We start from the raw sequence: 23,099 nt of genomic DNA, 5'->3' as shown, positions 1-23,099 counted from the left end.
GGTGATTGGTTTTTTTATATCACCGGGTTTATTTTATGCTGGATTCAGCCAGGCGTTATCCCGTTTTTAACCGACCGCTGCCCCGGCTGGTTATAGCATTCGGCTAAAAATAGGGGCAATATGCCGTAGAAGCATAACTATAATAATATTCAAACGAATAAAGTTGGGAGTGAGCCAATGTTAATGGTTGAAATGTTAAGTACGGGCGATGAAGTTCTGCATGGGCAAATTGTCGATACCAATGCGGCATGGCTGGCCGACCGCTTTTTCCAACAGGGAATCCCATTAAGCAGCCGTTCAACGGTGGGCGACTCCCTTGAGAGTCTGGTTCAAAAACTCCTCGAGCGAAGCCTGTGCGCCGACATATTGATTGTGAACGGCGGCTTAGGGCCAACCAGTGACGATCTGAGCGCGTTGGCTGCGGCAACCGCAGCGGGAGAGCCGCTGGTTGAGCATCCGGAGTGGATTGCGTATATGGAGCAATACTTTGCCTCCCGCGGGCGTGAAATGTCAGTGACTAACCGTAAGCAGGCGATGATCCCCGCAAGCGCAGAGCTGGTGGATAATCCGGTGGGAACGGCCTGTGGTTTCTCGATCGTTATTAACGATTGCCTGATGTTTTTTACACCCGGCGTTCCTTCTGAATTCAAAGTGATGATTAACGACCAAATATTACCCCGCCTTCGTCAACGCTATACCTTGCCTGAATCGCCGCTGTGCCTTCGTTTGACCAGCTTTGGTCGTACCGAAAGTAGCTTAGCTCAACAGTTTGACGTATTGACGTTACCGGAAGGCTGCGTGATGGGCTATCGTTCATCCATGCCGATCATTGAGCTTAAGCTTACCGGCCCGGCGTCACAGCGCGAACCGATGCTCAAAAGCTGGCAAATCATCAGGCAGGGCGTTGGTGACAATATGCTGTATGAAGGGACCGAAGGGTTAGCGTCGATCATCAGCAAAACCTTAAATGAACGGGGGCTAACGTTAGCCTTAAGCGAGCGCTTTAGCGCCGGGCTATTAAGCTGGAATTTGTTATCGGCTAAAGCACCGGTGCGGGAGGCGATGGTCAGCGCGGATAATTCGCCTCAGGCGTTAAAGCAACTGATGGCGGAAGCACGGGCGCTGGCAGGCACTCAGGGTACGTCGTTAGGCATAGCGATTGGCGATTACAATCAAAGCTGCCTGTCGCTGGCGATCGCCACTGCTCAAGGCTGTTATGCTCAACGGGTTCGCTATATGCCTCGTCATCATGATGCGAAGATCCAGCAGGATGTCAGCGTCATGCTGGCGCTGGATATGCTATCGCGTTGGCTGAATAATCGAGAGCTATTTGGTAATTATGAATGGCTGGAAGTGGTGGAAAGGGTCGGGCCAGCGGACTGAGTGCTGGTTTATGGCATACAAGGCTAGCTTATCAGCAGCAGGTCGAGCGCCACACCGTATGTGGCGCTTTCTTTATTTATCCGGCTTAGCTATGGTATCGAAAGTTGATTCAACGGTTGGATAGTTAACATGGAGAGGTTGATGAGAATATTCGGTTTATTTAGCCTGACTGTCACCCCGTTATTTCTGTTGGCTGCCTGTACTTCTGTGCCTAAATTACCGACCGTTGCTGAAGCTGATTCAGCGATAAAATCAACGTTGCTGAACGATGCGCAGGCCCACGATAGCGCTTTTGCCGTTGATATGGTTAAAGCGGATATCGGCTGTATTCGGGTTAAGCAACTTGAGAATTGTCACGTTCAGCAGGGCCAAATGGTTGTTTGCGATGTTTACTCGGATTTTAGAATTCCTGAGTCTGGCGCAGTTGAGACTAATTTGGATAAGATTGGCTTTGAATGGGTAGACGACCGCTGGGTAGCCAATTTGTTTAAGTGAGACTGGCAGTTGGTTTGAGCTGAGCCCGTTAATTAACGGGCTCTTTTGTTATTAATAACGTAACGGCTGGCTTACCGTTGACTGACTTACAGTTCAAAATCACGCAGGTCGTCGGCGTGCATTTCTGAATCGATCTGGCCGACCAGATAGGAGCTGACTTCAACTTCCTGCGGTGCGACCTGAACGTTATCAGAAACTAACCAAGCGTTGATCCATGGGATTGGGTTAGAGCGGGCTTCAAACGGTAGCGGTAAGCCTACTGCCTGCATACGAATATTGGTGATGTACTCAACGTACTGACACAGAATATCTTTATTCAGCCCAATCATCGAACCGTCGCGGAACAGGTAGTCTGCCCACTCTTTTTCCTGCTGCGCGGCCAGTACAAACAGGTCGTAGCACTGCTGTTGGCATTCAACGGCAATTTCAGCCATGTCAGGATCGTCATTGCCGCTGCGCATAAGGTTAATTATATGCTGGGTGCTGGTCAGATGCAGGGCTTCATCGCGGGCGATAAGCTTGATGATTTTGGCGTTACCCTCCATCAGTTCGCGTTCAGCGAAGGCAAAAGAGCAGGCGAAGCTGACGTAGAAACGAATCGCTTCCAGCGCATTAACGCTCATCACGCACAGATAGAGCTGCTTTTTCAGTTCACGCAAATTAACGGTAACGGTTTTACCGTTAATCTGGTGGGTGCCTTCTCCCAGCATGTGATAGTAGTTACTCATACCTATCAGGTCATCGTAATAGCCCGAAATATCTTTAGCGCGCTTCAGGATCTCTTCATTAGTCACAATATCGTCAAATACGATAGAGGGGTCATTAACGATATTACGGATGATATGGGTATACGAGCGGGAGTGGATGGTCTCTGAGAATGACCAGGTTTCTACCCAGGTTTCTAATTCAGGAATCGATATTAGCGGCAGGAATGCCACGTTGGGGCTACGCCCCTGAATGGAGTCCAGCAGGGTCTGATATTTGAGATTGCTGATGAAAATGTGTTTTTCATGCTCAGGCAGCGCCTGATAGTCAATGCGATCGCGGGAAACGTCAACCTCTTCAGGGCGCCAGAAGAAGGAGAGCTGCTTCTCAATCAGTTTCTCAAATAGCTCATGCTTTTGCTGGTCATAGCGGGCTACGTTAACCGGCTGACCGAAAAACATCGGTTCTTTTAACTGGTCGTTCTTATTTTGAGAGAATGTAGTGTAGGTATGAGCCATAATAAATCCCTTAAAATCGGGGGCTGAGTTGCCCCACAAATAGATTAAATCTTACAGGCACCGCTTTCGCAGTCATCGTCCTGCTTTGCCGGTAATAGATCGCCTTGTACATCGTCAGCACCGTCGCGGGTGTTTTGATAGTAAAGGGTCTTTACGCCGTATTTATAAGCGGTCAGAAGGTCTTTAAGCATTTGCTTCATCGGCACTTTTCCGCCCGGGAAACGGCTCGGATCGTAGTTGGTATTAGCCGAAATCGACTGGTCGACAAATTTCTGCATCAGGCCAACTAAGTGCAGGTAGCCGTCGTTGTTCGGCAGATCCCACAGCAGCTCGTAGGCATCGTTTAGCTTTTCATAGTCAGGCACAACCTGGCGCAAAATACCGTCTTTAGAGGCTTTAACGCTGATATAGCCGCGCGGCGGTTCAATACCGTTAGTGGCGTTAGAAATTTGTGATGACGTCTCTGACGGCATCAGGGCTGACAGCGTGGAGTTGCGCAAGCCGTGGGTTTTAATATCGTTACGCAGCGCTTCCCAGTCATAGCGCAGCGGTTCGTTGCATAAACCGTCGAGATCTTTTTTGTAGTTATCAATGGGCAAAATGCCTTGGGAGTAACGGGTTTTGTTAAACCACGGGCACGGCCCCTGTTCACGGGCCAGTTCGTTCGAGGCTTTCAACAGGTAATACTGAATGGCTTCAAAGGTTCTGTGGGTCAGGCCGTTGGCGCTGCCGTCAGAGTAACGAACGCCGTTTTTCGCCAGATAGTAAGCATAGTTGATCACGCCAATACCCAGCGTACGACGGCCCATTGAACCGCGATTAGCGGCTAAAATTGGGTAATCCTGATAGTCCAGCAGCGCATCAAGAGAACGTACGGCAAGGGTGGCCAGCTCTTCAAGCTCATCTAAACGCTCAATGGCGCCGAGGTTAAAGGCAGAAAGCGTACAGAGTGCAATCTCGCCTTGTTCATCGTTGATGTCGTTCAATGGCTTGGTTGGCAGGGCAATTTCCAGACACAGGTTTGACTGGCGAACCGGCGCAACCATTGGGTCAAACGGGCTATGGGTATTACAGTGGTCGACGTTCTGTATATAGATACGACCGGTAGAAGCGCGTTCCTGCATCATTAGTGAGAACAGTTCGACCGCTTTAACCTGACGCTGGCGAATTGAAGAGTCAGCTTCGTATTTGGCATATAAGCGCTCAAATTCGTCCTGATCGGCGAAGAACGCGTCATACAGCCCCGGTACGTCGGACGGGCTGAAAAGGGTAATGTTTTCGTTTTTAACCAAACGCTGATACATCAGCTTGTTGAGCTGAACGCCGTAGTCCATATGGCGAACCCGGTTCTCTTCAACGCCCCGGTTGTTTCTTAGCACTAGCAGGCTTTCCACTTCCAGATGCCATAGCGGATAGAACACGGTAGCAGCACCGCCGCGAACGCCGCCCTGAGAGCAGGACTTCACCGCCGTTTGGAAGTGTTTATAGAACGGAATACAGCCAGTGTGGAAGGCTTCACCGTTACGGATTGGGCTACCCTGCGCGCGGATTCTACCGGCGTTAATACCGATACCGGCGCGTTGAGAAACGTATTTCACAATGGCGCTGGCGGTGGCATTAATTGAATCAAGGCTGTCACCGCACTCAATCAGAACGCATGAGCTGAACTGGCGGGTTGGCGTACGTACGCCGGCCATAATTGGCGTAGGCAGCGAAATTTTGAAGGTCGAAATTGCGTCGTAGAAGCGTTTAACATAGCCAAGGCGAGTTTCTTGCGGATAGCGCGAGAACAGGCAGGCCGCCACTAGAATGTAGAGGAACTGAGCGCTTTCGTATACTTCGCCGGTAACGCGGTTTTGGACCAGATATTTCCCTTCTAACTGCTTAACGGCAGCATAAGAAAAGTTCATATCACGCCAGTGGTCAATGTAGGTTTCCATCTCTTCAAACTCTTCGACCGAGTAGTCTTCCAGAAGATGGCTATCATATTTGCCCATTTCTACCATGTTTTTGACGTGAGTATATAAAGCCGGTGGTTCAAACTGACCGTAGGCTTTTTTACGCAGATGGAACACGGCAAGACGCGCAGCCAGATACTGGTAGTCAGGGGTATCGCTCGAAATTAAGTCTGCAGCAGCACGAATAATGGTTTCATGGATATCAGACGTTCTGATGCCATCATAGAACTGAATGTGTGAGCGAAGCTCAACCTGAGAGACTGAAACGTTATTCAGGCCTTCGGCTGCCCAATCGATGACGCGGTGAATTTTATCGAGATTGATGCGCTCTTTGGTGCCATCGCGTTTGGTGACTAATAGACTTTGATTCATAGCGTAATACGTACCTTTCCGTGAGAATTTGTGCTTTACATAACCGGATGCCGCGTGGAGCCTAACGGCGTGGTTATATGCCAAAAACACAACATATAGTGGTGTGTTGGTTGATGAAATACAAGATAGTGTTTAATGATGATTTTTGCAAGTGAACAAAATGGGGTGTTTTTGTGGATAACTTGTTGGATAAGGGAGCTAAGTTCCCGTGTTCATTGGAGGTTCTTGCTTACATACTTGAAATATATTTTTAACGATTATATACAAAAATTGATCGCGGCGGGTTTATTCAACGGTGGGGAAACCAATGCTTAACGGGCTTGTCGGTCAATGTTATTCGCCGCATCCTAAAGATAAATAACGGCCAGAAACGACGAATAACAGGGTTATATTATGGTTCACTCGTCTTTGGTGCAGTGAACCATGTAGTTAACGTCTACGTTGCTGCCTAACCTAAATGTTTTAAGCCATGGGTTGTAGTGCAAGCCGGTTATATGGCGTTCGCGCAACGCGGTTCGATCGATCCAACTAATTAGCTCAGAAGGGCGAATAAATTTCTTAGGGTCATGAGTCCCTTTCGGCACCATGTTCATCACATATTCTGCACCGACAACCAGCATCAGCCAGGCTTTGGTATTGCGGTTTATGGTAGAGAAGAATACATGCCCACCCGGCTTGACCAACTGAGCGCAGGCGCGAACAACGGACGCCGGGTCAGGAACGTGTTCCAGCATTTCCATGCAGGTAACGATATCGTACCGACCAGCGTTTTCTAACGCATGGGCTTCAACGGTTTGCTGAACGTATTCAACCGCAACGCCGGTTTCTAACGCATGCAGGCGCGCAACCAGTAAGGGTTCACTGCCCATGTCTAGGCCGGTAACCTGAGCGCCTTCCTGAGCCATGCTTTCGGACAGTATTCCGCCACCGCAGCCGACGTCTAGAATTTTCTTACCAAAAACACCGTTTGCCCGCTGTTGAATATAGCCAAGGCGCAGGGGATTGATCTGATGTAGTGGCTTAAATTCGCCTTCTAAATCCCACCAGCGGGAAGCCACCGCTTCAAATTTAGCAATTTCTTTGTGATCGACATTTTCCGGTGAATGCATAGCGGTTACCTAACTGCCTGATGTTGATAGCCAGAATTATACATCAATTAGCCATAAAGTAGTGGTATCTGTCGGGGTACGAATCTTTTCTAACCAAATAAAGATGTTAGCTTTCTGGCTGTAGAGGGTACCGGTAGTGATAGCTGGCCCAGCTTTTAGAGTCAATCGGTCAGGTAGCTTGGTGAATATTAGAAACAATCGGTTAGGTGTGATATAATTTTGCACCTTTCCGGGCTGATAATAATAGAGGGATAGCGGCTCCATGAGCGACCTTGCCAAAGAAATTACACCGGTCAATATCGAAGACGAGCTTAAAAACTCTTATCTAGATTATGCCATGTCCGTTATTGTAGGGCGTGCTCTTCCAGATGTTCGAGATGGACTGAAACCAGTACACCGTCGCGTATTATTCGCGATGAACGTACTCGGTAATGATTGGAATAAAGCATATAAAAAATCGGCGCGCGTCGTCGGTGACGTTATCGGTAAGTACCACCCACATGGTGATACTGCGGTTTACGATACGATTGTTCGTATGGCCCAACCGTTCTCCCTGCGTTATATGCTGGTGGATGGCCAAGGTAACTTCGGCTCCGTCGACGGTGACTCGGCTGCGGCAATGCGTTATACCGAAATTCGGATGTCGAAAATTGCCCACGACCTGTTGGTGGATCTCGACAAAGAGACCGTTGACTTCTCGCCAAACTACGACGGAACAGAACAAATTCCAACGGTACTGCCTACCCGAATCCCTAACCTGCTGGTGAATGGTTCTTCTGGTATCGCCGTTGGTATGGCAACCAATATCCCTCCGCATAACCTTGCTGAAGTGGTTAACGGCTGCTTAGCCTTTATTGAAGATGAAAACATTAGCCTTGAAGGGCTGATGGAACACATCCCGGGGCCTGACTTCCCGACTGCCGCCATCATTAACGGTCGTCGCGGTATCGAAGAAGCTTACCGTACCGGTCGCGGTAAAATTTATATCCGAGCCCGTGCTGAAGTCGAAGCCGATGAAAAAACCGGGCGCGAAACTATTATCGTTCACGAGATCCCTTATCAGGTCAATAAAGCACGGCTAATCGAAAAGATTGCCGAGCTGGTGAAAGATAAAAAGCTTGAAGGCATCAGTGCGCTACGCGATGAGTCTGATAAAGACGGTATGCGTATCGTGGTGGAAATTAAGCGCGATTCCGTTGGCGAAGTGGTACTGAATAACCTGTATTCACAAACCCAAATGCAGGTGACTTTCGGCATTAACATGGTTGCGCTTCATCAGGGTCAGCCAAAGCTGTTAGGCCTGAAGGCCATGCTGGAGGCGTTTGTTCGCCACCGCCGTGAAGTTGTTACTCGCCGTACTATTTTTGAACTGCGTAAAGCCCGCGATCGTGCTCATATCCTTGAAGGTCTGGCGATTGCTTTAGCCAATATTGATCCGATTATCGAGCTAATCCGTGCGGCGGCTACGCCGGCAGAAGCAAAAATTGGCCTGATTTCTCAATCATGGGAATTGGGTAACGTCTCTTCGATGCTGGAACGTGCCGGTGACGATGCTGCCCGCCCTGAATGGCTGGAACCAGAGTATGGCATCCGTGACGGTCGCTACTACTTAACCGAACAGCAGGCTCAGGCTATTCTTGAGTTACGCTTACATCGCCTGACCGGTCTTGAGCATGAAAAACTGCTTGATGAATATAAAGAGCTGCTGACGCAAATTGCCGCGCTGCTCTATATTCTTGAAAATCCGGAACGTTTGATGGAAGTGATCCGCGAAGAGCTGGAAGCGGTTCGCGATCAATATAGCGACAAGCGTCGTACTGAAATTACTGAGAATACCGCCGATATTAATATCGAAGATTTGATAACGCAAGAAGACGTCGTCGTGACATTGTCTCATCAGGGGTATGTGAAATATCAACCGCTGTCTGACTATGAAGCACAGCGTCGCGGTGGTAAAGGTAAGTCAGCGGCGCGCATTAAAGAAGAAGATTTTATCGAGCGTCTGTTAGTGGCTAACACGCATGACACGATCCTCTGCTTCTCAAGCCGTGGTCGCCTGTACTGGATGAAGGTTTATCAATTACCGGAAGCCAGCCGCGGAGCCCGCGGTCGTCCAATTATCAATTTACTGCCGCTGGAGCAAAATGAGCGTATTACCGCTATTCTGCCGGTGCGTGAATATGAAGAAGGGCGCAATATCTTTATGGCTACCGCGAATGGTACCGTGAAGAAAACCAGACTGACTGACTTTAGTCGTCCGCGTAGCGCAGGCATTATCGCCGTTAACCTGAACGAAGGTGATGAGTTGATCGGCGTTGACCTGACGGACGGAAGCAACGAAATTATGTTGTTCTCGGCTGAAGGTAAAGTGGTACGCTTCCTGGAAGAAGAAAAGCTGGAAGACGGTTCTATTCGCGGCGTTCGCCCGATGGGTCGTACTGCAGCAGGCGTTCGTGGTATTAAGCTTAGCGCAGCCGATCGCGTGGTTTCTCTAATTGTTCCTCGTGGTGACGGCGAAATCTTAACCGTGACGCAGAATGGTTATGGTAAACGTACCGCGCTGGCCGATTATCCGACTAAGTCCCGTGCAACTCAGGGCGTTATCTCAATTAAAGTGAGTGAGCGTAACGGTCGCGTTGTGGGTGCAGTTCAGGTCGATCAGTGTGACCAGATAATGATGATTACCGATGCCGGTACTTTAGTTCGTACCCGCGTATCAGAAGTCAGCGTTGTTGGTCGTAACACTCACGGTGTAACCCTGATCCGTACTGCTGAAGACGAGAGCGTTGTTGGATTGCAGCGCGTCGTTGAGCCAGAAGAAGATGATGAAGTATCCAATATCGATCCTGCGCTGATAGTCGCTGCAGAAATTGATGAGGAGCTTGATGCTATCGATTCTGAAGAGCTTGATGATGGTGACGATTCAGAAGAGCCGGAAGAGGATTAACTTCCCCGGTGGTTAAGAAAAATGCCAGCGTTTACGCTGGCATTTTTGTATCCGTTGGTTTTTCTACGAGGTGCGTTTCCTGTACTAAATTAGCTGAAGTAAAGCTTCTTACCCTTTCTAAATAAATTATCTGAATGTTCCTTACTATATATCCCCATGGCTAAGGGATTTTTTATCATATTGATATTTATCTAAAAAATCATTGCTTATTGATTATTTTGCCGATATTAGTAGGCTGGAATTTTTTCTAAATATCCTCTGGATTAGAAAATATGACGAATAGTTTTTCCTATTTTAACTAAATAAAAGGATTAATCATGAGAGAGCTTTCTTGCGCTGAAATAGAACAGGTGAATGGAGCCGGTATTGTTAGCGATGCCATATGGAATCTTGTGTATCAGGCGATTGATTTGCCCGCCCGCACGGTGGGTAGCGCGATGGGTAATGCTGCCGGAAGCTTTTTCGGTGGCATTATTGCAGCACCGTTTAATTTTATATCATCCATATTCGGTAAGTTTCGTTAAGGGATAAAAAATGACAATCAGAGTTTTAAATTCAACTGAAATTGAACAGGTTAATGGTGCCGGTTTTGTTCAGGACTCATTAGCCGATATCGGTGAGAAAGTAGGAACGATTTTTGGCGATGTGGGCGTATCGGTAGCGAAAGGGCTGGCAAACGCTGTTTTTCCTGCACTAGGTACCGGTATTAGCATGCTTGAATCATTCGGATTGCTGTCCGGTTCAACCATCGGGCGTATGATTGGCTTCGGTTCCGGTGCTTTTATTGAAGGCGCTGCGTCCGGCTTTCTGTCTGGTTTTAAAAGTAAGTTTAAATAAGCTGTCTAACGCAAAGCGGTTAAGCCTTATATCTCAAAACGCGTGATATAAGGCTGTTTATCTAATCGTTATGCGGTTTTTGTTGATTAATCTTTATCAAACCAGTCGTCGGCGCTTTCCCAGGTTTGCTGGAGTATTTCTGTCACTAGCTCTTTATCGCTTTTTAACCCGCCTAACACCGTAATGTCGTTGCCGCTACCGCGGCGAACTTTGACCCGGACATCGGCAAAATGGCAGTTAAGCCGCTTCTCTAGCTCTTCTTTTAGCGCGGCTTCAGCGCCGTTTGGTAGTTTATCGTCTTTACGGATTGAAATTTCAACTTGCATGGTGAACCTCAGTAACATCCATTAACACTGTATATATATATAGTATATTCAAGTGATTTTGCAATAGCAATATTTGATAGTTAACCGATCGCTATTATTGGTCGTTTCCTGAGGCGTATTGCATTGTGCTAACGAAAATATGACGGCCGTGTGACTAACGCTGGGCAATCTACCGCTATGAATAAGCGGGCATTAGACACAATCATCATAACGACAGCGTTACGGTAGGGCGGTAATTGGCGCAGCTATTTGGTTAACAGCCGTCACTAAAATCCACTACGGCCGTTTTTTGATATGTGAATAGCCGGTAATCACAGTTTTTTGATATGTACTCTGCCGGGCGGTAGCTGCGTATTTCTGACGTAGGTTTGATAATAGGTAGACCTACATTTCTGCTCTGGAAAAAATACGGATAGGTGTAACTCGAAACCGCAGGACTGACTGCGTCGATTAACGGAAAGGCTTGGCGGGAATTTGTTGTGTCAGGAAATGTTCGAAGCACGCTTAGAAAAGTAACATTTTCCACATCGCGCACACGCGAGAGATCCGCTTTGATCATCCATGCGACGGATGACAGATAATCCTGCTCCTTTATCATGGTATTGAAAATTGCAACCATCATTACCGAAGTATACATCAGGCTGGCAATAAAACCGGTGAAGAGCGTTGAGTGTAGCCAGCGCGGAGTGGTCGAAAAGAGCACTATCATAAAAAACAGCGTGACGGTGCTGAAAGCGGGCATCGTTCTGGGGGCCACTACGGCGTTGTTCAAAAGTATCGATACTCCGGGAAGCATCATTATTACCAATATCGGAGAAAGCAGGTAGAAGACTGCAACGGCGATACGATGAGGCTGCGTTTTATCGCTGAGCAGATGTTTGATTTTGTGGATGATACAAAGGAATGTCAGGAGTGCCGGCAGCGCAACAAACACCATTTTCCATCCCGGAAAGGTAGTTTGCAGAAGGGTAACGAAGTTCAGCAGGGTGGTTTGCATAACCGCAATGGCGTCGATACCGGGAGCGATCAGCTGGCTACTGGTTAAGCTGTAGGAGTCGGCTATTATCGCGGGAGCAATAATGAACTTGTATATCAGTATCGGAGGCACCAATGCGCAGATCTTCGCTATCATAAAGCGCAGCACCGGCTGCTGTCGGAGAATAAGACAGTAGGCCGTGATAATCACGCAGGATAGATAGAGGTTAATGGCGATCTGATAAAACATCAGCATAGACAAAAGTAGGACGGCGGTAATAAAGAAATATTTCAGCGGCCGACTGGAATAAGGTATGGCGGCCAGCATTGCCAGCGAAAATGCGCCAAGGATGCTGACGGAATCCCAGATATACAGCATCGGCTGTGCAAGAAAGGGATTGGCGACGATGCCCACTGACAGCAGTACGGTCAGAACGAACGGGAGATTAAGCCGAAGGCTGTAAACAAACAGAGCGGCAGAGAAGCTCAGCACTGCGAGCCCAGCCAGCAGGGGTACCGGTGAAATGTCATTTAGTGTGGTACTAAACGTTAGAAAATAATGCAATACCGATGTTAACGGGCGCCCGTTTGACGTCCAGATAATGCCTTCTCCGGTATAGAGACGCATAAAATCATCACCGTAATAGTTCTTGTTACTCCAGAGTGGAACGCTGATGAAAAGAGCAAACGCGAGAGTGAAGAGAAACATTTTTATCAGCCGTGACCGGCCGGCGGGCGAGAGCCACGGTCCTGATGGCGCACTGAAGGAAAAAATATCTTTGATGCTATTCTTCACTATCATTTCCCTCGGTATTGAGCGTCTCGGGTAAAATACTTTCGATAATATATCTCGGTCTATGCTTAGCTTCTGTGAAAATACGTCCGATGTACTCACCGAGAACACCAATTCCGATGAGCTGTACCCCGCCAAGAAAAAGCAGCACGGTCATCAGAGAGGCGTAACCAGAAACAGCGTTACCCCACATTAATTTTGAGATAATGACCCAGAAACCATATAAAACAGAGCCAGCCGCGATTAATGATCCAATATATACCCATATCCGAAGTGGAAGCGTTGAAAATGACGTTATTCCGTCAAGGGCAAAATTCCACAGTTTCCATCCTCTGAATTTTGTCTCGCCATTCTGTCTTTCAGGCCGACTGTATTCGACCGTGGCCGTCTTTCCACCAACCCAAGACATGAGCCCTTTCATAAACAGAGTTCTTTCAGGGAGGTTAATAATCTCCTGTACTATTCCACGCGACATAAGGCGAAAATCGCCGACGTTATGTTCTATTTTCTCGTGGCTAAGTACGTTATGAATGAAATAGTAACCCTGTGCACAAATGCGCTTTAGAAAATTATCCGTACGGCGATCGATACGTTTGGCCAAGACCACATCGGCACCTTGCCGCCATTTGGCAACCAGATCGGGTAACAGACTGATGGGATCCTGCAAATCAACATCCATCGGGATAACGGCGTCTCCAGATGCATGTTTCAGTCCTGCAAACAAGGCCGCTTCTTTGCCGAAATTCCGACTAAAGTTTATCAGGATGATGTGCGGATCCTGCTGCTGTAGTGAACAAATAGCGGAGCGTGTGTTATCAGTGCTTCCATCATTTATAAAAATGATCTCCACGGTATATCCTTCGTGGGCTAGATGGAGATTACGCACTGCCTGATAAAACGGTGAGATACTGAGTTCCTCATTAAATACAGGAACAACGATAGATAAAATCATAAAGCTTTAATCCCTGAACACGATAAACCGGCTATAAATAAACCCGCATACAAGGCTTATGCATGAAAAAAGACACAGGGTTAGTACCGGATGAAGGTTAAGCATCTGTCCGCCCCAGCCGACTAGGCCAGCAATAAATGCCATAAACAAAGTATAGATGACATACTTTCGCCATGATGTTGTCGCTCTGAAGGTCCACTTTGCATTCACCAGATAGCTGAACGTTACCGCAACCAAAAAAGCAAAAATATTAGCGATGCCTTGTCCAAAGGAGAAACAGATAGTGAGGAGGAAAAAGAAAAACCAATGAATAACGGTATTTAATCCCCCCGTGCAGACGTAACGTAGAAAAATCGTATTGGCAAATAAATGCCGGATAGGCCTTATCATTTTTTCTCATTGTTGAATATCTTATTAAAAATCAAACTACATTTTTAATCACTGAAAATAAGTATAGATAACAACGACAGTAACGCAAATCAGTAGATAGAAGGGTAGAGTATCTGCGATGTGGAATGCTTTGGTGTGGGAATATAGGACATCAAATGCAGTTAGGGGGAATTTATGGCGACAAGTATTCGTTTAGACGATGACTTTGTCACTGATGTCAAAATTTATGCAGAGGCTTCAAGTCGGAGTGTACCTAAGCAAATTGAGCATTGGGCTAAAATAGGCCGTATAGCTGAAGATAATCCAGATTTGCCGTATAGCTTTATTCTTGAAACTCTGCTGGCAAAAGGCGAAGTCGATAACCAAAAGGTAAGTCGATATGTCCGAAAGACTCCACGGTCAGGAGACTGAAGTTTATCAGTCTAACCGCTTCGAGAAAGCGTTAGGTAAACTTCCTGAACAGTTGCAGCAAAGGGGAGAGGACGAGATTGACCGGATTTTAGATAACCCAGAACTGGGGGAGCAAAAGAAAGGCGATCTTAGCTATCTGCGGGTTCATAAGTTTAAGCTCAATAACCAGCTAACTTTGCTTGGCTATAGCTGGGTAGACAATAAGATTGAGCTGTACCTTCTGAACCTAGAGTCACATGAGATAAAATAATGGCTAAGCCCCAGCTTAAACGTTGGGGTTTTTTATTAGGAGTTTTACCTCTACTCTAATTTTTTAGCATAAAAAATCAGCCACAGTGAGCTGATTTTTAGAAGTAATTTGGTCGGCACGAGAGGATTTGAACCTCCGACCCCCGACACCCCATGACGGTGCGCTACCAGGCTGCGCTACGTGCCGAAACGCGATATTAATACTACCTTTTCTTACTATTATTTCAAGTAGTCATACACACGAGCGCTTCAATTTTAATCAGTTAGCAATGAACCGTTTAACGTCAGTTAGCACCTGAAGCAGCAGAGTCAGGTTTGGCTTTTCATTTTCCTGACGCTGGAAGTTCAGATCGTAAGTTTTATGACGGCCGTTGGTGTTGATTAATATGGTTTGCTCTGGGGTGATAACAACCAGCTGGCGCGCATCACCGGCAGTAACCCATTGATAGCGGCGCCGATCGGCAAACAGGTCTTCGCCGCGAGAATAGCTACTGGCCGCATTTTTCACATGTAGCAGACGTTCCATTAGCGTTCGCATTATGTCTTCATGACCGGTCAGTTTATCAATTTGTTGTGCAGGGGCGCCCGGCCAATGTATGACGAGTGGAACGCCAAGCTGGAAGCGGCTGTAGTTCTTGCCGAACCCCCAGTCACCGCGTTTGGCATCATTGAACTCTATTCCGTGAGCGGCAGTGATCACCACCACGGTATTTTCCGACAGACCGCGCTGTTTCAGGGTTTCCATTACTTCAGCAATTTGTTGGTCTACATCTTTAGCCGACGCACGATAGCGACGAATAAAATCATCGGGGGTTTTGCTGCCATCGACTTTCTGTAAATCGCTGTTACTGTATTGAATATATGAGAACCATGGTGATGGATCGGTACGGGTTCCTAACCATTGCTGCCACTGTTGAGTGGTTGCACCGTTACTTTGAGCAATGGGTTCCGGCAGTGAGAAATCGGATAATAGCGCCTGACGGTACAGCGGTGAGTTGAATCCAGAGGCGGAGAACAGGCCAAATTGATACTCTTGTTGGCTTAGCGCGGTAATCAATGCAGACGATTTTTTACCGGCCAAAATACCATCAATGTAAGTCGGTGAAATTCCGTAAAATAGCCCGAACAGGCCGGTATCTTGCTGGTTACCGGTACTGTAGTGATTAACGAATTCAATATTATTATCACCCAGCCGAGACAGATTAGGCATATCTTCAGCCAGATTCTGATTACGAATACCGTCAACCACAATCATTAACAGGTTATAGCTGCTCTTGGTCTCCGTATAGGCCAGCTTAGCCAGCGGATATTCAACCTCAACGGCTTCAGGGCTGCCCTGTTGGATCACCTTATCTTGATAAGCCTGAGCGTCCAGTAGGCCATGTTTTTCCAGAAAACGCCGGGCGGTCATCGGGTAAGAGAGCGGAAGATTGGCGCGCTGCATGGTAATCGGACGATAGAAATTAGCATCGGCCCAAATGTAGGTAAAATGCGTCGCAATAAACGCCACAATAAGGATACCAGCCAACGGCTTACCAAATTTTCGCCGGTTAAGGCTGCGTAGTTTTTGCCAGCACCAAGTACCGAACAGCATCTGGACTAAGAATATGATAGGGATACAGACAAACAGCATCTGCCAGTCGCGGGAGAGTTCGCTCTCTTCTGGATTAGTTAACAAGCCCCAGACCGTGGAGTTTAAATGCAGCCGGAATCGTAAGAATACTTCTGTATCGATAAGGAGCAGGGTTAAACCTGCCGTTGCCACAATGGCCGATATCACCCTCATTAGCCGCTGGGACATAATGATAAAGGTGAGCGGGAACAGAATTAACAAATAGGCAGAAAAAGTAATAAAGCTGAAATGGCCAAGCCAGCTGACCAGCGCATATATACGGCCCGGCAGCGTTGAGGGCCAGTCGGTGATAAACAAATAGCGACTGCCCAGCACAAGGCTGAGTATGATATTAAAGAGAGCGAACCAATGCCCCCAGCTAATCATCTGGGAGACTTTCTCTTTATATTGCTGGCGGTTGGTTACCATATATGCTTTCAGATAAACAATTAATGGGCTTTATCTTCTCTGATCGATGCCTGTAAGGCGTCGATAAAAGAACGAACGATAACGGGCCGAGTGGCCGGTGCAACGCTGGTATTGATTAAGTTAGTCACCATATTTCCTAACAGCATCAGCGAGAGGTCAGTTGGCGTCTTGTTTTTTTCCAGTACGTTGACCAGTTCAGTCAATATTTTTTCTACTTGTTCATCACTGTAACGGGAAGCTTGTGGCATAGGTATGTGCTTACTGTGCGTATTGGCTGATTTAAGTATGTCTATCTTACCGTATCAATTCATTATTTTCTGTAGTTTATACATAAAATCTTCTGCTTGCCCGTATTGCATCGCTGTCTGGCAGCTTGTGGCAGGGTTAATCAGTGAATAAAATGGGCCTGTAAAAGGTATAGTTCATTCGGTTAATGGATGCGATATCTTTGGTACTCTGCGTTAGCATCGACTCACTGACGGATTCGCAAATATTTTAATAGAGCTAACTAAGCGGGCGTACTATGATGCCATCCGTTAACCAAAAGATATTTTAATCAAGCGTAGATTTCGCGCGCGAAAGAGGAGTTTTTATGAGTCTGGATCTTGACCAGATCGTTTTGCACCAGATGATTAAGCGTGGTGAGCAGACGCTTGACGTGGTATTGCGTGATTCGCCGTTAAACAACAATCAGGCGACTGAGGATATGGTCGCCGAACTGCACCGCGTCTACAGCGCAAAGAGCAAAGCCTATGGCTTGTTCAATGCCGACAGCCCATTGGCCGAGGCGCTAAAGAATTGCCGTAAAGGCGAGCAGAGCTTTGTGGATTTTACCCGCGACAGTACGGGTCGGCTGCGCGATGAGTTAGCAAAATACCCGTTTGCTGAAGGCGGCATTGTGGTTTTTTGCCAGTACCGTTTTTTAGCCGTCGAGTATCTGCTGATTGCGGTCTTAAGCAGCTGCAACAGTACGCTGGTTAACGACCAATTAGATATTACAACCACGCATTATCTGGATATCGATCGGGCTGACATTGTGGCCCGCATTGATTTAACCGAATGGGAAACTAATCCTGAATCTTCCCGCTACTTAACCTTTTTACGCGGCCGAGTTGGCAGAAAAGTCTCTGACTTCTTTATGGACTTTCTGGCAGCCAGTGAAGGTTTAGACACTAAAGCGCAAAATCGCGGCCTGTTGCAGGCGGTTGATGACTATTGTGCTGAAGGTCAGTTAGACAAAAAAGAACGCCAGTCATATCGCCAGCAGGTTTATACCTACTGCAACGGCCAACTGCAGTCGGGAGAAGAGATTGCGATTGAAGATTTGGCGCGAGAGTTACCGCCCGTCGGTGAGAAGAATTTTCAGCAATTCACTAACGATAATGGCTATGAGCTAGAAGACCACTTTCCGGCAGATCGCGGAACGCTACGTCAGCTGACGAAGTTTTCCGGCAGCGGCGGTGGTATTACCCTGAGTTTTGATGCTTTGCTTTTTGGTGAGCGCGTATTCTGGGATCCGTCTACCGACTCGCTGACCATTAAAGGATTGCCGCCGAATTTACGCGATCAGTTACAGCGTCGCCTGAGCGGTGGCGGTAACTAATTGCCGAATGTGAAGTATAAAAAAACGCCGTTATAAAACGGCGTTTTTTTTCGTTCACTGTTGATGAAATCAACAGAACTCATCGGTCGGTTTATTAAACGCGAACGAAGTCTAAATGAGTTAATTTTGGTTTGAACGGGTGACGCTGTGCTGCCTGAGCTTTAACTTTGACTTCTTTGCCTTCAATAACAAGAGTTAGAACTTCTTCGTAAAAACCAGGTTTAGCTTGCAGATTCATAATAGAATCTTGATCCAGAGCGATAGATACTGGCTTAGCAGTTCCGCCATAAACGATAGCCGGGAACTTATTTGCATGACGCAGGCGGCGGCTCGCACTCTTTCCCTGCTCGGTACGTACTTCTACTTTAATAGTAAACATTTTCTTTTCTCTTAAAGAATGTTAAGTCCCACAACAGGCGACCCAGCTGTGAGTTGAGCAAATCTGCTTTGCCTTTGTATGAACAAACGCTAAAGCGGGCGGGATTCTAACGGAATTAGCGCTTCACAGCAAATAAAACCGTTACCCCCGCAGCTCATTTGCTCTGCGATAGCGGCCCTGATAGTCGAACATTTTTTCGCGTACCCGCCAGAATTCACCGCGCAGGTAAGCAATGACAAAATCAGGGTGGCGCAGTAGGTGCTGTTGTTGGATAACGTCAGCGGCGGTATTCCAGCTAAACGCAACGCCTGGAGCCTTCAGGTGTGGGCGGACAAATAGCTGCAAAAACGCGGTACGCTGGGCCGGGGTTTTTAGACGAAATCGTTCCGTAACGTCGGCACCGTCTTCATCATAATAGGTGATGCTCAGCCATTCACCTTTGTCATCTTCACCCCGTTTAAACTGCATCCCGCTACAGCGCAGCACTCGCGCATTTTTGAGCTTCAGCGCATCTTTAAGCATATCGTCAGGATCGACCAAAACTTCGTGGCACTGGTGACAGCGCCGGGCGGCAATATCATTTTCAGCGCCGCAGTGGGGGCAGATTTTAAAGCGAAAGCGATAATCGCACTGTTCACGTTGGCCTTCATCATCTTCCAGAATGCCCTGACAGCGGCGGCCAAAGTGTTCAACGACCTGTCCGGATTCGTTAGTCTTTCCCCAAAACGTATTGGCAAAGCCGCAGGCGGGGCAAAATACCTGAACCGGCTGGTTATCTCCTTTGGGTTTGGCTGAACCGATTTCAGGGGTGAACAGATCGTGAGGATTTCCTGCGTAGTCGAGGATCAGACAATCTTCTTTGCCGGGAGATAGCCGCAGCCCGCGCCCGACAATTTGCTGATACAGGCTAACGGACTCGGTAGGGCGGAGTATGGCGATCAGGTCTACGTGCGGTGCATCGAAACCGGTGGTCAATACCGCCACGTTTACCAAATAGTGCAACCGTTGTTGTTTAAACGCTTCGATTAAGCGGTCACGCTCATCACCGGGCGTATTGGCGTTGATAAACGCCGCTTTACCGTCAGGCAACAGGCCGTAGACCTCTTTGGCGTGCTCTACCGTAGCGGCAAAAATCATCACGCCTTTGCGAGTTTGGGCATATTCGATAATCTGGCTAACGATATGTGGCGTAATTCGTTGCTGCTGTTTGAGTTCACGGTTAAGATCAACTTCCCGAAACAGCCCGTTACTGCTGGCTTCCAGTCGGCTGAAGTCATACTGCACAATCGGCATATCAAGGCGTTCAGGAGGCACCAGAAAGTGGTGCTTAATCATATAGCGCAGCGGCAGCTCGTAGATGCAATCTCTGAACAGACAGTCGTTATCTCCGCGGATCATTCCGTGATAATGGTACTGATAAATCCACCCCTTTCCTAAGCGGTAGGGCGTAGCGGTTAGCCCCAGCAGGCAGAGCTTTGGATTTTGGCGGCGTAAGCGTTGGATTATCTGCTGGTACTGACTTTCGCTATCATCACTAATACGATGACACTCATCGATAATCAGTAGCGAGAATTTGTCATTAAAGTCATCTAGGCTGCGGGCTACGGATTGAATACTGCCAAACACGACTTTGGCTGAACTCTGCTTTTTTTGTAATCCGGCGGAAAAGATATCGGCTTCTAACCCATAGGCCCGGTATTTAGCATGATTTTGGGCAACCAGCTCTTTGACGTGGGCCAACACCAGCACTTTCCCTTTAGCTACCCGGGCCAGTTCGGCAATCACCAAGCTTTTTCCCGCTCCGGTAGGCAATACAATGACCGCAGGCTCTTGGCGTTGGCGGAAATAGCTGAGCGTAGCCTCAACGGCTTCCTGCTGGTAGGGGCGAAGCGTAAATGCCATTAATGCTGGCAGATTTTACTTGTGTGGGTGGTGAAGCCATCGTCTGCCGGAATGAATTTGCCTTTGACGGCTAGAAAATCAACCAGAGCGGCAGCGGTTAAATCCTGAACGGAGCAGGTATGAAAACGGGCATCAGTACCAAAACGTTGGGTGATGGCTTCAATCAGGCTCGCCGTTGTGTAAGGTTGCTCCGAGGCAATCATCATTTCTAAAACTTCATGACCGTGAATAGAAGACATTTTTAGGCTCGCTGTAAAATAGAGTCAGATTGATAGCGCATATTATGCCTTTACTGGTTAATCAGAGCGAGTCTTTATAGGTTGGTTACCCTGCATGGGGTATACTACTGCATCAATTTTGTATACCCGCCATACTTTTCAGCCGTTGATGCATTCGCGTGCCGCCTCTCTGAGATGTGAATTGGTGTAGGTATGTTTATCAGATAGTTTATTAATCAGGCCGTTTGTCAGCCTATTTATTGGGTAATCAAGTAATGCGTTTGGATAAGTTTTTATCACAGCAGTTAGGTATTAGCCGGGCTTTGATTTTGCGTGAACTAAGGGCGAGCAGAGTGACGATAGGGAGTGAGATCGTTAAAAGTGGCTCCTATAAGCTCAAGCCTGAGGATGAAGTGGCCTATGAAGGCAATCCGTTAAAACAGATTTTTGGTCCACGTTATTACATGCTCAATAAGCCGGAAGGTTACGTCTGCTCTACCGATGACCCGATTAACCCGACCATACTCTATTTTATGGATGAGCCGCTGGCTGAAAAGCTTCACGCCGCCGGGCGTTTAGATATGGACACTACCGGTCTGGTGCTACTAACCGACGATGGTCAGTGGTCGCATCGCGTTACCTCCCCGCGTCATCATTGTGAAAAAACTTATCTGGTCACGCTGGTTCAGCCTTTAGCCGACGACACCGCCGTGCTGTTTGCCGCTGGCGTTCAGCTTCACGGTGAAAAAGAGCTGACCAAGCCCGCCGTTCTGGAAAAAATTGAAGAATCCTTAGTTCGCTTAACCATTACGGAAGGGCGTTATCATCAGGTTAAGCGCATGTTTGCCGCAGCGGGAAACCACGTCGTTGCTCTGCATCGAGAACGCATTGGTGAAATTGAATTAGACTTAGATTTGGCTCCGGGCGAGTATCGGGCATTGACTCAAGAAGAGATCGACAGTATTGGGCTGACTAAATAACGACAGCCGCTTACACCATTTCTAATTGCCACTATTCCTTTGTAGTAATAAACGCCTTATGGCGTTTGGAGCGCTTTTCTGTGTCCAACTCCGATGAAAGTATGACCGGTATACTACCGGGCGTATCACGTAGATGGCTGGTCTTTATTTTAGGACTATTATCTATGCTGATGCCGCTGTCTATTGATATGTATCTGCCCGCAATGCCTGCGATTGCGCTAGATTTTGGCGTTAGCGATGGTATGGTTCAGATTACGCTGAGCACCTATATTATTGGGTTTGCCATTGGCCAACTGCTTTATGGTCCGATGGCCGATAGTCTAGGGCGTAAGCCGGTGATTGTCAGTGGAGTACTGCTTTTTGCTTTGGCCGCCGGCGGCTGTGCATTAGTGCACAATATCAACCAGCTAATTTTATTACGCTTTTTACACGGGCTGGCGGCGGCTTCTGCCAGCGTGGTTATCTGCGCCCTGATGCGAGATATGTTTTGTAAAGAGGAATTTTCCCGCATGATGTCCTTCGTCACACTAGTGATGACCATCGCTCCTCTGATGGCTCCGATAATCGGCGGAATGTTACTGAAGTGGTTTAGCTGGCACGCTATTTTTTGGGTGTTAAGTATTACCGCCTTATTGGCCGTCATTCTGGTTAAGTTCTGTATTCCCGAAACCCTGCATAAAGACAACCGGCAGAAATTCCATTTGAGGAGCACGTTGCGCAATTTTACTTCGTTGTTCCGCCATCGTCAGGTGATCGGCTATATGCTATCCAGCGCGTTTTCATTTGCCGGTATGTTCTCTTTTTTAAGCGCGGGCCCGTTTGTTTATATCGGTATTAACGGCGTTTCGCCGCAAAATTTCGGTTATTACTTTGCGCTAAATATCGTTTTTCTGTTTATCATGACCACCATCAACAGCCGTTGCGTCCGCCGGAAAGGGGCCGTTAGTATGCTGCGCTTAGGCTTAACGGTGCAGCTCGCTATGGGTGCTTGGCTGGTTGTGACCCAAATGCTAGGGCTGGGCTTTTGGCTACTGGTTATCGGCGTTGCCGGTTATATGGGAACTATTTCGATGATCTCATCGAATGCGATGGCCGTGGTTTTAGAAGATTTTCCGCATATGGCCGGTACGGCTGCCTCTCTGGCCGGAACGTTACGATTTGGCGTTGGCGCAATCGTCGGAGGTCTGTTAGCTATGGTAACGTCAGCGTCAGCATGGCCAATGATTTCATCTATGGCATTTTGTGTTATCGCTGCGGTATTTTTTTACTGGTATGCAATGCGCAAAAAAGAACATTAATTTAACTGAATATTAAACATAATATTTCAAATACCCATATAAAGTTATTTTTCTCAATGGTTTTTCTCTCCTTTTTCTCTTTTTTCGATTATTGCCGTTTCATTTTATATCACTTTGACGCGGCCAATGGTTTAACAACCACAGCTATGTCATGCAATTGACAGCTCTCATTTCTTAATATCCGAATTATCCACGTTATTTTTCTCAAAAAATAAGCATAGTTAACTATTTATGCGATCATTATTGATCTTTTGCATT

Annotated in this window: 22 protein-coding genes and 1 tRNA gene; 10 read left to right on the top strand and 13 right to left on the bottom strand. The window is 47.4% G+C overall.

Translation table 11 applies throughout. The features are described 5' to 3' along the window. Window positions 1-177 precede the first annotated feature (177 nt). Entirely contained in the window at window positions 178-1,383 is a 1,206-nt protein-coding gene (locus tag GVI43_RS01740) for a nicotinamide mononucleotide deamidase-related protein YfaY (protein WP_159564774.1), read from the top strand. Between the two features lie 141 nt (window positions 1,384-1,524). After that, window positions 1,525-1,878: a hypothetical protein gene (locus GVI43_RS01735; protein ID WP_159564772.1), complete on the top strand. Its 354-nt coding sequence runs from the start codon at window positions 1,525-1,527 to the stop codon at window positions 1,876-1,878. Between the two features lie 86 nt (window positions 1,879-1,964). On the opposite strand, the gene nrdB is transcribed toward GVI43_RS01735, so the two are convergent. The 3 genes from nrdB to ubiG form a co-directional block, all read right to left on the bottom strand. Then, window positions 1,965-3,101, bottom strand: coding sequence for a class Ia ribonucleoside-diphosphate reductase subunit beta (gene nrdB, locus GVI43_RS01730; RefSeq protein ID WP_159564770.1), 1,137 nt, complete (start codon window positions 3,099-3,101; stop codon window positions 1,965-1,967). 44 nt (window positions 3,102-3,145) lie between these two features. Next, complete coding sequence (gene nrdA / locus GVI43_RS01725) at window positions 3,146-5,431, bottom strand: class 1a ribonucleoside-diphosphate reductase subunit alpha (RefSeq protein WP_159564768.1); 2,286 nt, start codon at window positions 5,429-5,431, stop codon at window positions 3,146-3,148. A 398-nt stretch (window positions 5,432-5,829) separates the two neighbouring features. Further along, a complete protein-coding gene (ubiG, locus tag GVI43_RS01720) occupies window positions 5,830-6,540 on the bottom strand; it encodes a bifunctional 2-polyprenyl-6-hydroxyphenol methylase/3-demethylubiquinol 3-O-methyltransferase UbiG (protein ID WP_159564766.1) in 711 nt (236 codons plus the stop codon). Between the two features lie 262 nt (window positions 6,541-6,802). Here ubiG and gyrA point away from each other — a divergent pair, with 262 nt between their 5' ends. From gyrA to GVI43_RS01705, 3 genes are all read left to right on the top strand, one after another. Beyond that, on the top strand, window positions 6,803-9,487 hold the full coding sequence (gene gyrA, locus GVI43_RS01715; RefSeq protein WP_159564764.1) for a DNA topoisomerase (ATP-hydrolyzing) subunit A: 2,685 nt from the start codon (window positions 6,803-6,805) through the stop codon (window positions 9,485-9,487). Between the two features lie 317 nt (window positions 9,488-9,804). Next, window positions 9,805-10,011 carry a hypothetical protein gene (locus GVI43_RS01710; RefSeq protein WP_159564762.1) on the top strand — a complete coding sequence of 69 codons (207 nt, stop codon included), beginning with the start codon at window positions 9,805-9,807 and terminating at the stop codon, window positions 10,009-10,011. Window positions 10,012-10,021: 10 nt separating this feature from the next. Further along, window positions 10,022-10,324 (top strand): hypothetical protein, encoded by a 303-nt coding sequence (locus GVI43_RS01705; protein ID WP_159564760.1) that lies wholly within the window; start codon window positions 10,022-10,024, stop codon window positions 10,322-10,324. 86 nt (window positions 10,325-10,410) lie between these two features. On the opposite strand, the gene GVI43_RS01700 is transcribed toward GVI43_RS01705, so the two are convergent. The 4 genes from GVI43_RS01700 to GVI43_RS01685 all read right to left on the bottom strand — a co-directional run bounded on the left by GVI43_RS01700 (window position 10,411) and on the right by GVI43_RS01685 (window position 13,760). Next, the gene (locus GVI43_RS01700; protein WP_159564758.1) at window positions 10,411-10,650 is read right to left on the bottom strand and encodes a DinI-like family protein; all 240 of its coding nucleotides are present in this window, start codon (window positions 10,648-10,650) and stop codon (window positions 10,411-10,413) included. A gap of 253 nt (window positions 10,651-10,903) precedes the next feature. Then, window positions 10,904-12,334, bottom strand: a complete 1,431-nt coding sequence (locus GVI43_RS01695) for a glucosyltransferase domain-containing protein (RefSeq protein ID WP_159564756.1) — start codon at window positions 12,332-12,334, stop codon at window positions 10,904-10,906. A gap of 76 nt (window positions 12,335-12,410) precedes the next feature. Next, window positions 12,411-13,370, bottom strand: a complete 960-nt coding sequence (locus tag GVI43_RS01690; RefSeq protein ID WP_159564754.1) for a glycosyltransferase family 2 protein — start codon at window positions 13,368-13,370, stop codon at window positions 12,411-12,413. A 6-nt stretch (window positions 13,371-13,376) separates the two neighbouring features. After that, the gene (locus GVI43_RS01685; protein WP_159564752.1) at window positions 13,377-13,760 is read right to left on the bottom strand and encodes a GtrA family protein; all 384 of its coding nucleotides are present in this window, start codon (window positions 13,758-13,760) and stop codon (window positions 13,377-13,379) included. A 174-nt stretch (window positions 13,761-13,934) separates the two neighbouring features. Between GVI43_RS01685 and GVI43_RS01680 the strand changes: the two genes are divergently transcribed. Together GVI43_RS01680 and GVI43_RS01675 are read left to right on the top strand one after the other, a co-directional pair. Then, entirely contained in the window at window positions 13,935-14,171 is a 237-nt protein-coding gene (locus GVI43_RS01680) for a ParD-like family protein (protein ID WP_159564750.1), read from the top strand. Continuing rightward, window positions 14,140-14,421: a type II toxin-antitoxin system RelE/ParE family toxin gene (locus GVI43_RS01675; RefSeq protein WP_159564748.1), complete on the top strand. Its 282-nt coding sequence runs from the start codon at window positions 14,140-14,142 to the stop codon at window positions 14,419-14,421. The genes GVI43_RS01680 and GVI43_RS01675 overlap by 32 nt, the downstream gene beginning before the upstream one ends. 109 nt (window positions 14,422-14,530) lie before the next feature. On the opposite strand, the gene GVI43_RS01670 is transcribed toward GVI43_RS01675, so the two are convergent. The 3 genes from GVI43_RS01670 to GVI43_RS01660 form a co-directional block, all read right to left on the bottom strand. Then, window positions 14,531-14,607, bottom strand: a tRNA-Pro gene (locus tag GVI43_RS01670). Window positions 14,608-14,679: 72 nt separating this feature from the next. Next, a complete protein-coding gene (gene yejM / locus GVI43_RS01665; protein ID WP_159564746.1) occupies window positions 14,680-16,461 on the bottom strand; it encodes an LPS biosynthesis-modulating metalloenzyme YejM in 1,782 nt (593 codons plus the stop codon). A 20-nt stretch (window positions 16,462-16,481) separates the two neighbouring features. Then, a complete protein-coding gene (locus GVI43_RS01660) occupies window positions 16,482-16,709 on the bottom strand; it encodes a YejL family protein (protein WP_159564744.1) in 228 nt (75 codons plus the stop codon). A gap of 344 nt (window positions 16,710-17,053) precedes the next feature. On the opposite strand from GVI43_RS01660, the gene yejK reads away from it, so the two are divergent. Beyond that, the gene (yejK, locus tag GVI43_RS01655) at window positions 17,054-18,064 is read left to right on the top strand and encodes a nucleoid-associated protein YejK (protein WP_159564742.1); all 1,011 of its coding nucleotides are present in this window, start codon (window positions 17,054-17,056) and stop codon (window positions 18,062-18,064) included. Between the two features lie 94 nt (window positions 18,065-18,158). On the opposite strand, the gene rplY is transcribed toward yejK, so the two are convergent. The 3 genes from rplY to GVI43_RS01640 all read right to left on the bottom strand — a co-directional run bounded on the left by rplY (window position 18,159) and on the right by GVI43_RS01640 (window position 20,584). Continuing rightward, the gene (rplY, locus tag GVI43_RS01650) at window positions 18,159-18,443 is read right to left on the bottom strand and encodes a 50S ribosomal protein L25 (protein WP_159564741.1); all 285 of its coding nucleotides are present in this window, start codon (window positions 18,441-18,443) and stop codon (window positions 18,159-18,161) included. Window positions 18,444-18,584: 141 nt separating this feature from the next. After that, a complete protein-coding gene (gene radD / locus GVI43_RS01645; protein WP_159564739.1) occupies window positions 18,585-20,345 on the bottom strand; it encodes a DNA repair helicase RadD in 1,761 nt (586 codons plus the stop codon). Next, the gene (locus GVI43_RS01640; RefSeq protein WP_159564737.1) at window positions 20,345-20,584 is read right to left on the bottom strand and encodes a YecH family metal-binding protein; all 240 of its coding nucleotides are present in this window, start codon (window positions 20,582-20,584) and stop codon (window positions 20,345-20,347) included. The genes radD and GVI43_RS01640 overlap by 1 nt, the downstream gene beginning before the upstream one ends. A gap of 254 nt (window positions 20,585-20,838) precedes the next feature. On the opposite strand from GVI43_RS01640, the gene rsuA reads away from it, so the two are divergent. Continuing rightward, complete coding sequence (gene rsuA / locus GVI43_RS01635) at window positions 20,839-21,543, top strand: 16S rRNA pseudouridine(516) synthase RsuA (protein ID WP_159564735.1); 705 nt, start codon at window positions 20,839-20,841, stop codon at window positions 21,541-21,543. A 101-nt stretch (window positions 21,544-21,644) separates the two neighbouring features. Then, the gene (locus GVI43_RS01630) at window positions 21,645-22,841 is read left to right on the top strand and encodes a Bcr/CflA family multidrug efflux MFS transporter (protein WP_159565069.1); all 1,197 of its coding nucleotides are present in this window, start codon (window positions 21,645-21,647) and stop codon (window positions 22,839-22,841) included. Window positions 22,842-23,099: the final 258 nt, after the last annotated feature.

The organism is Budvicia diplopodorum (genome assembly GCF_009800925.1).
Lineage (GTDB): Bacteria > Pseudomonadota > Gammaproteobacteria > Enterobacterales > Enterobacteriaceae > Budvicia > Budvicia diplopodorum.
This window is presented reverse-complemented; position numbering and strand designations above follow the sequence as displayed.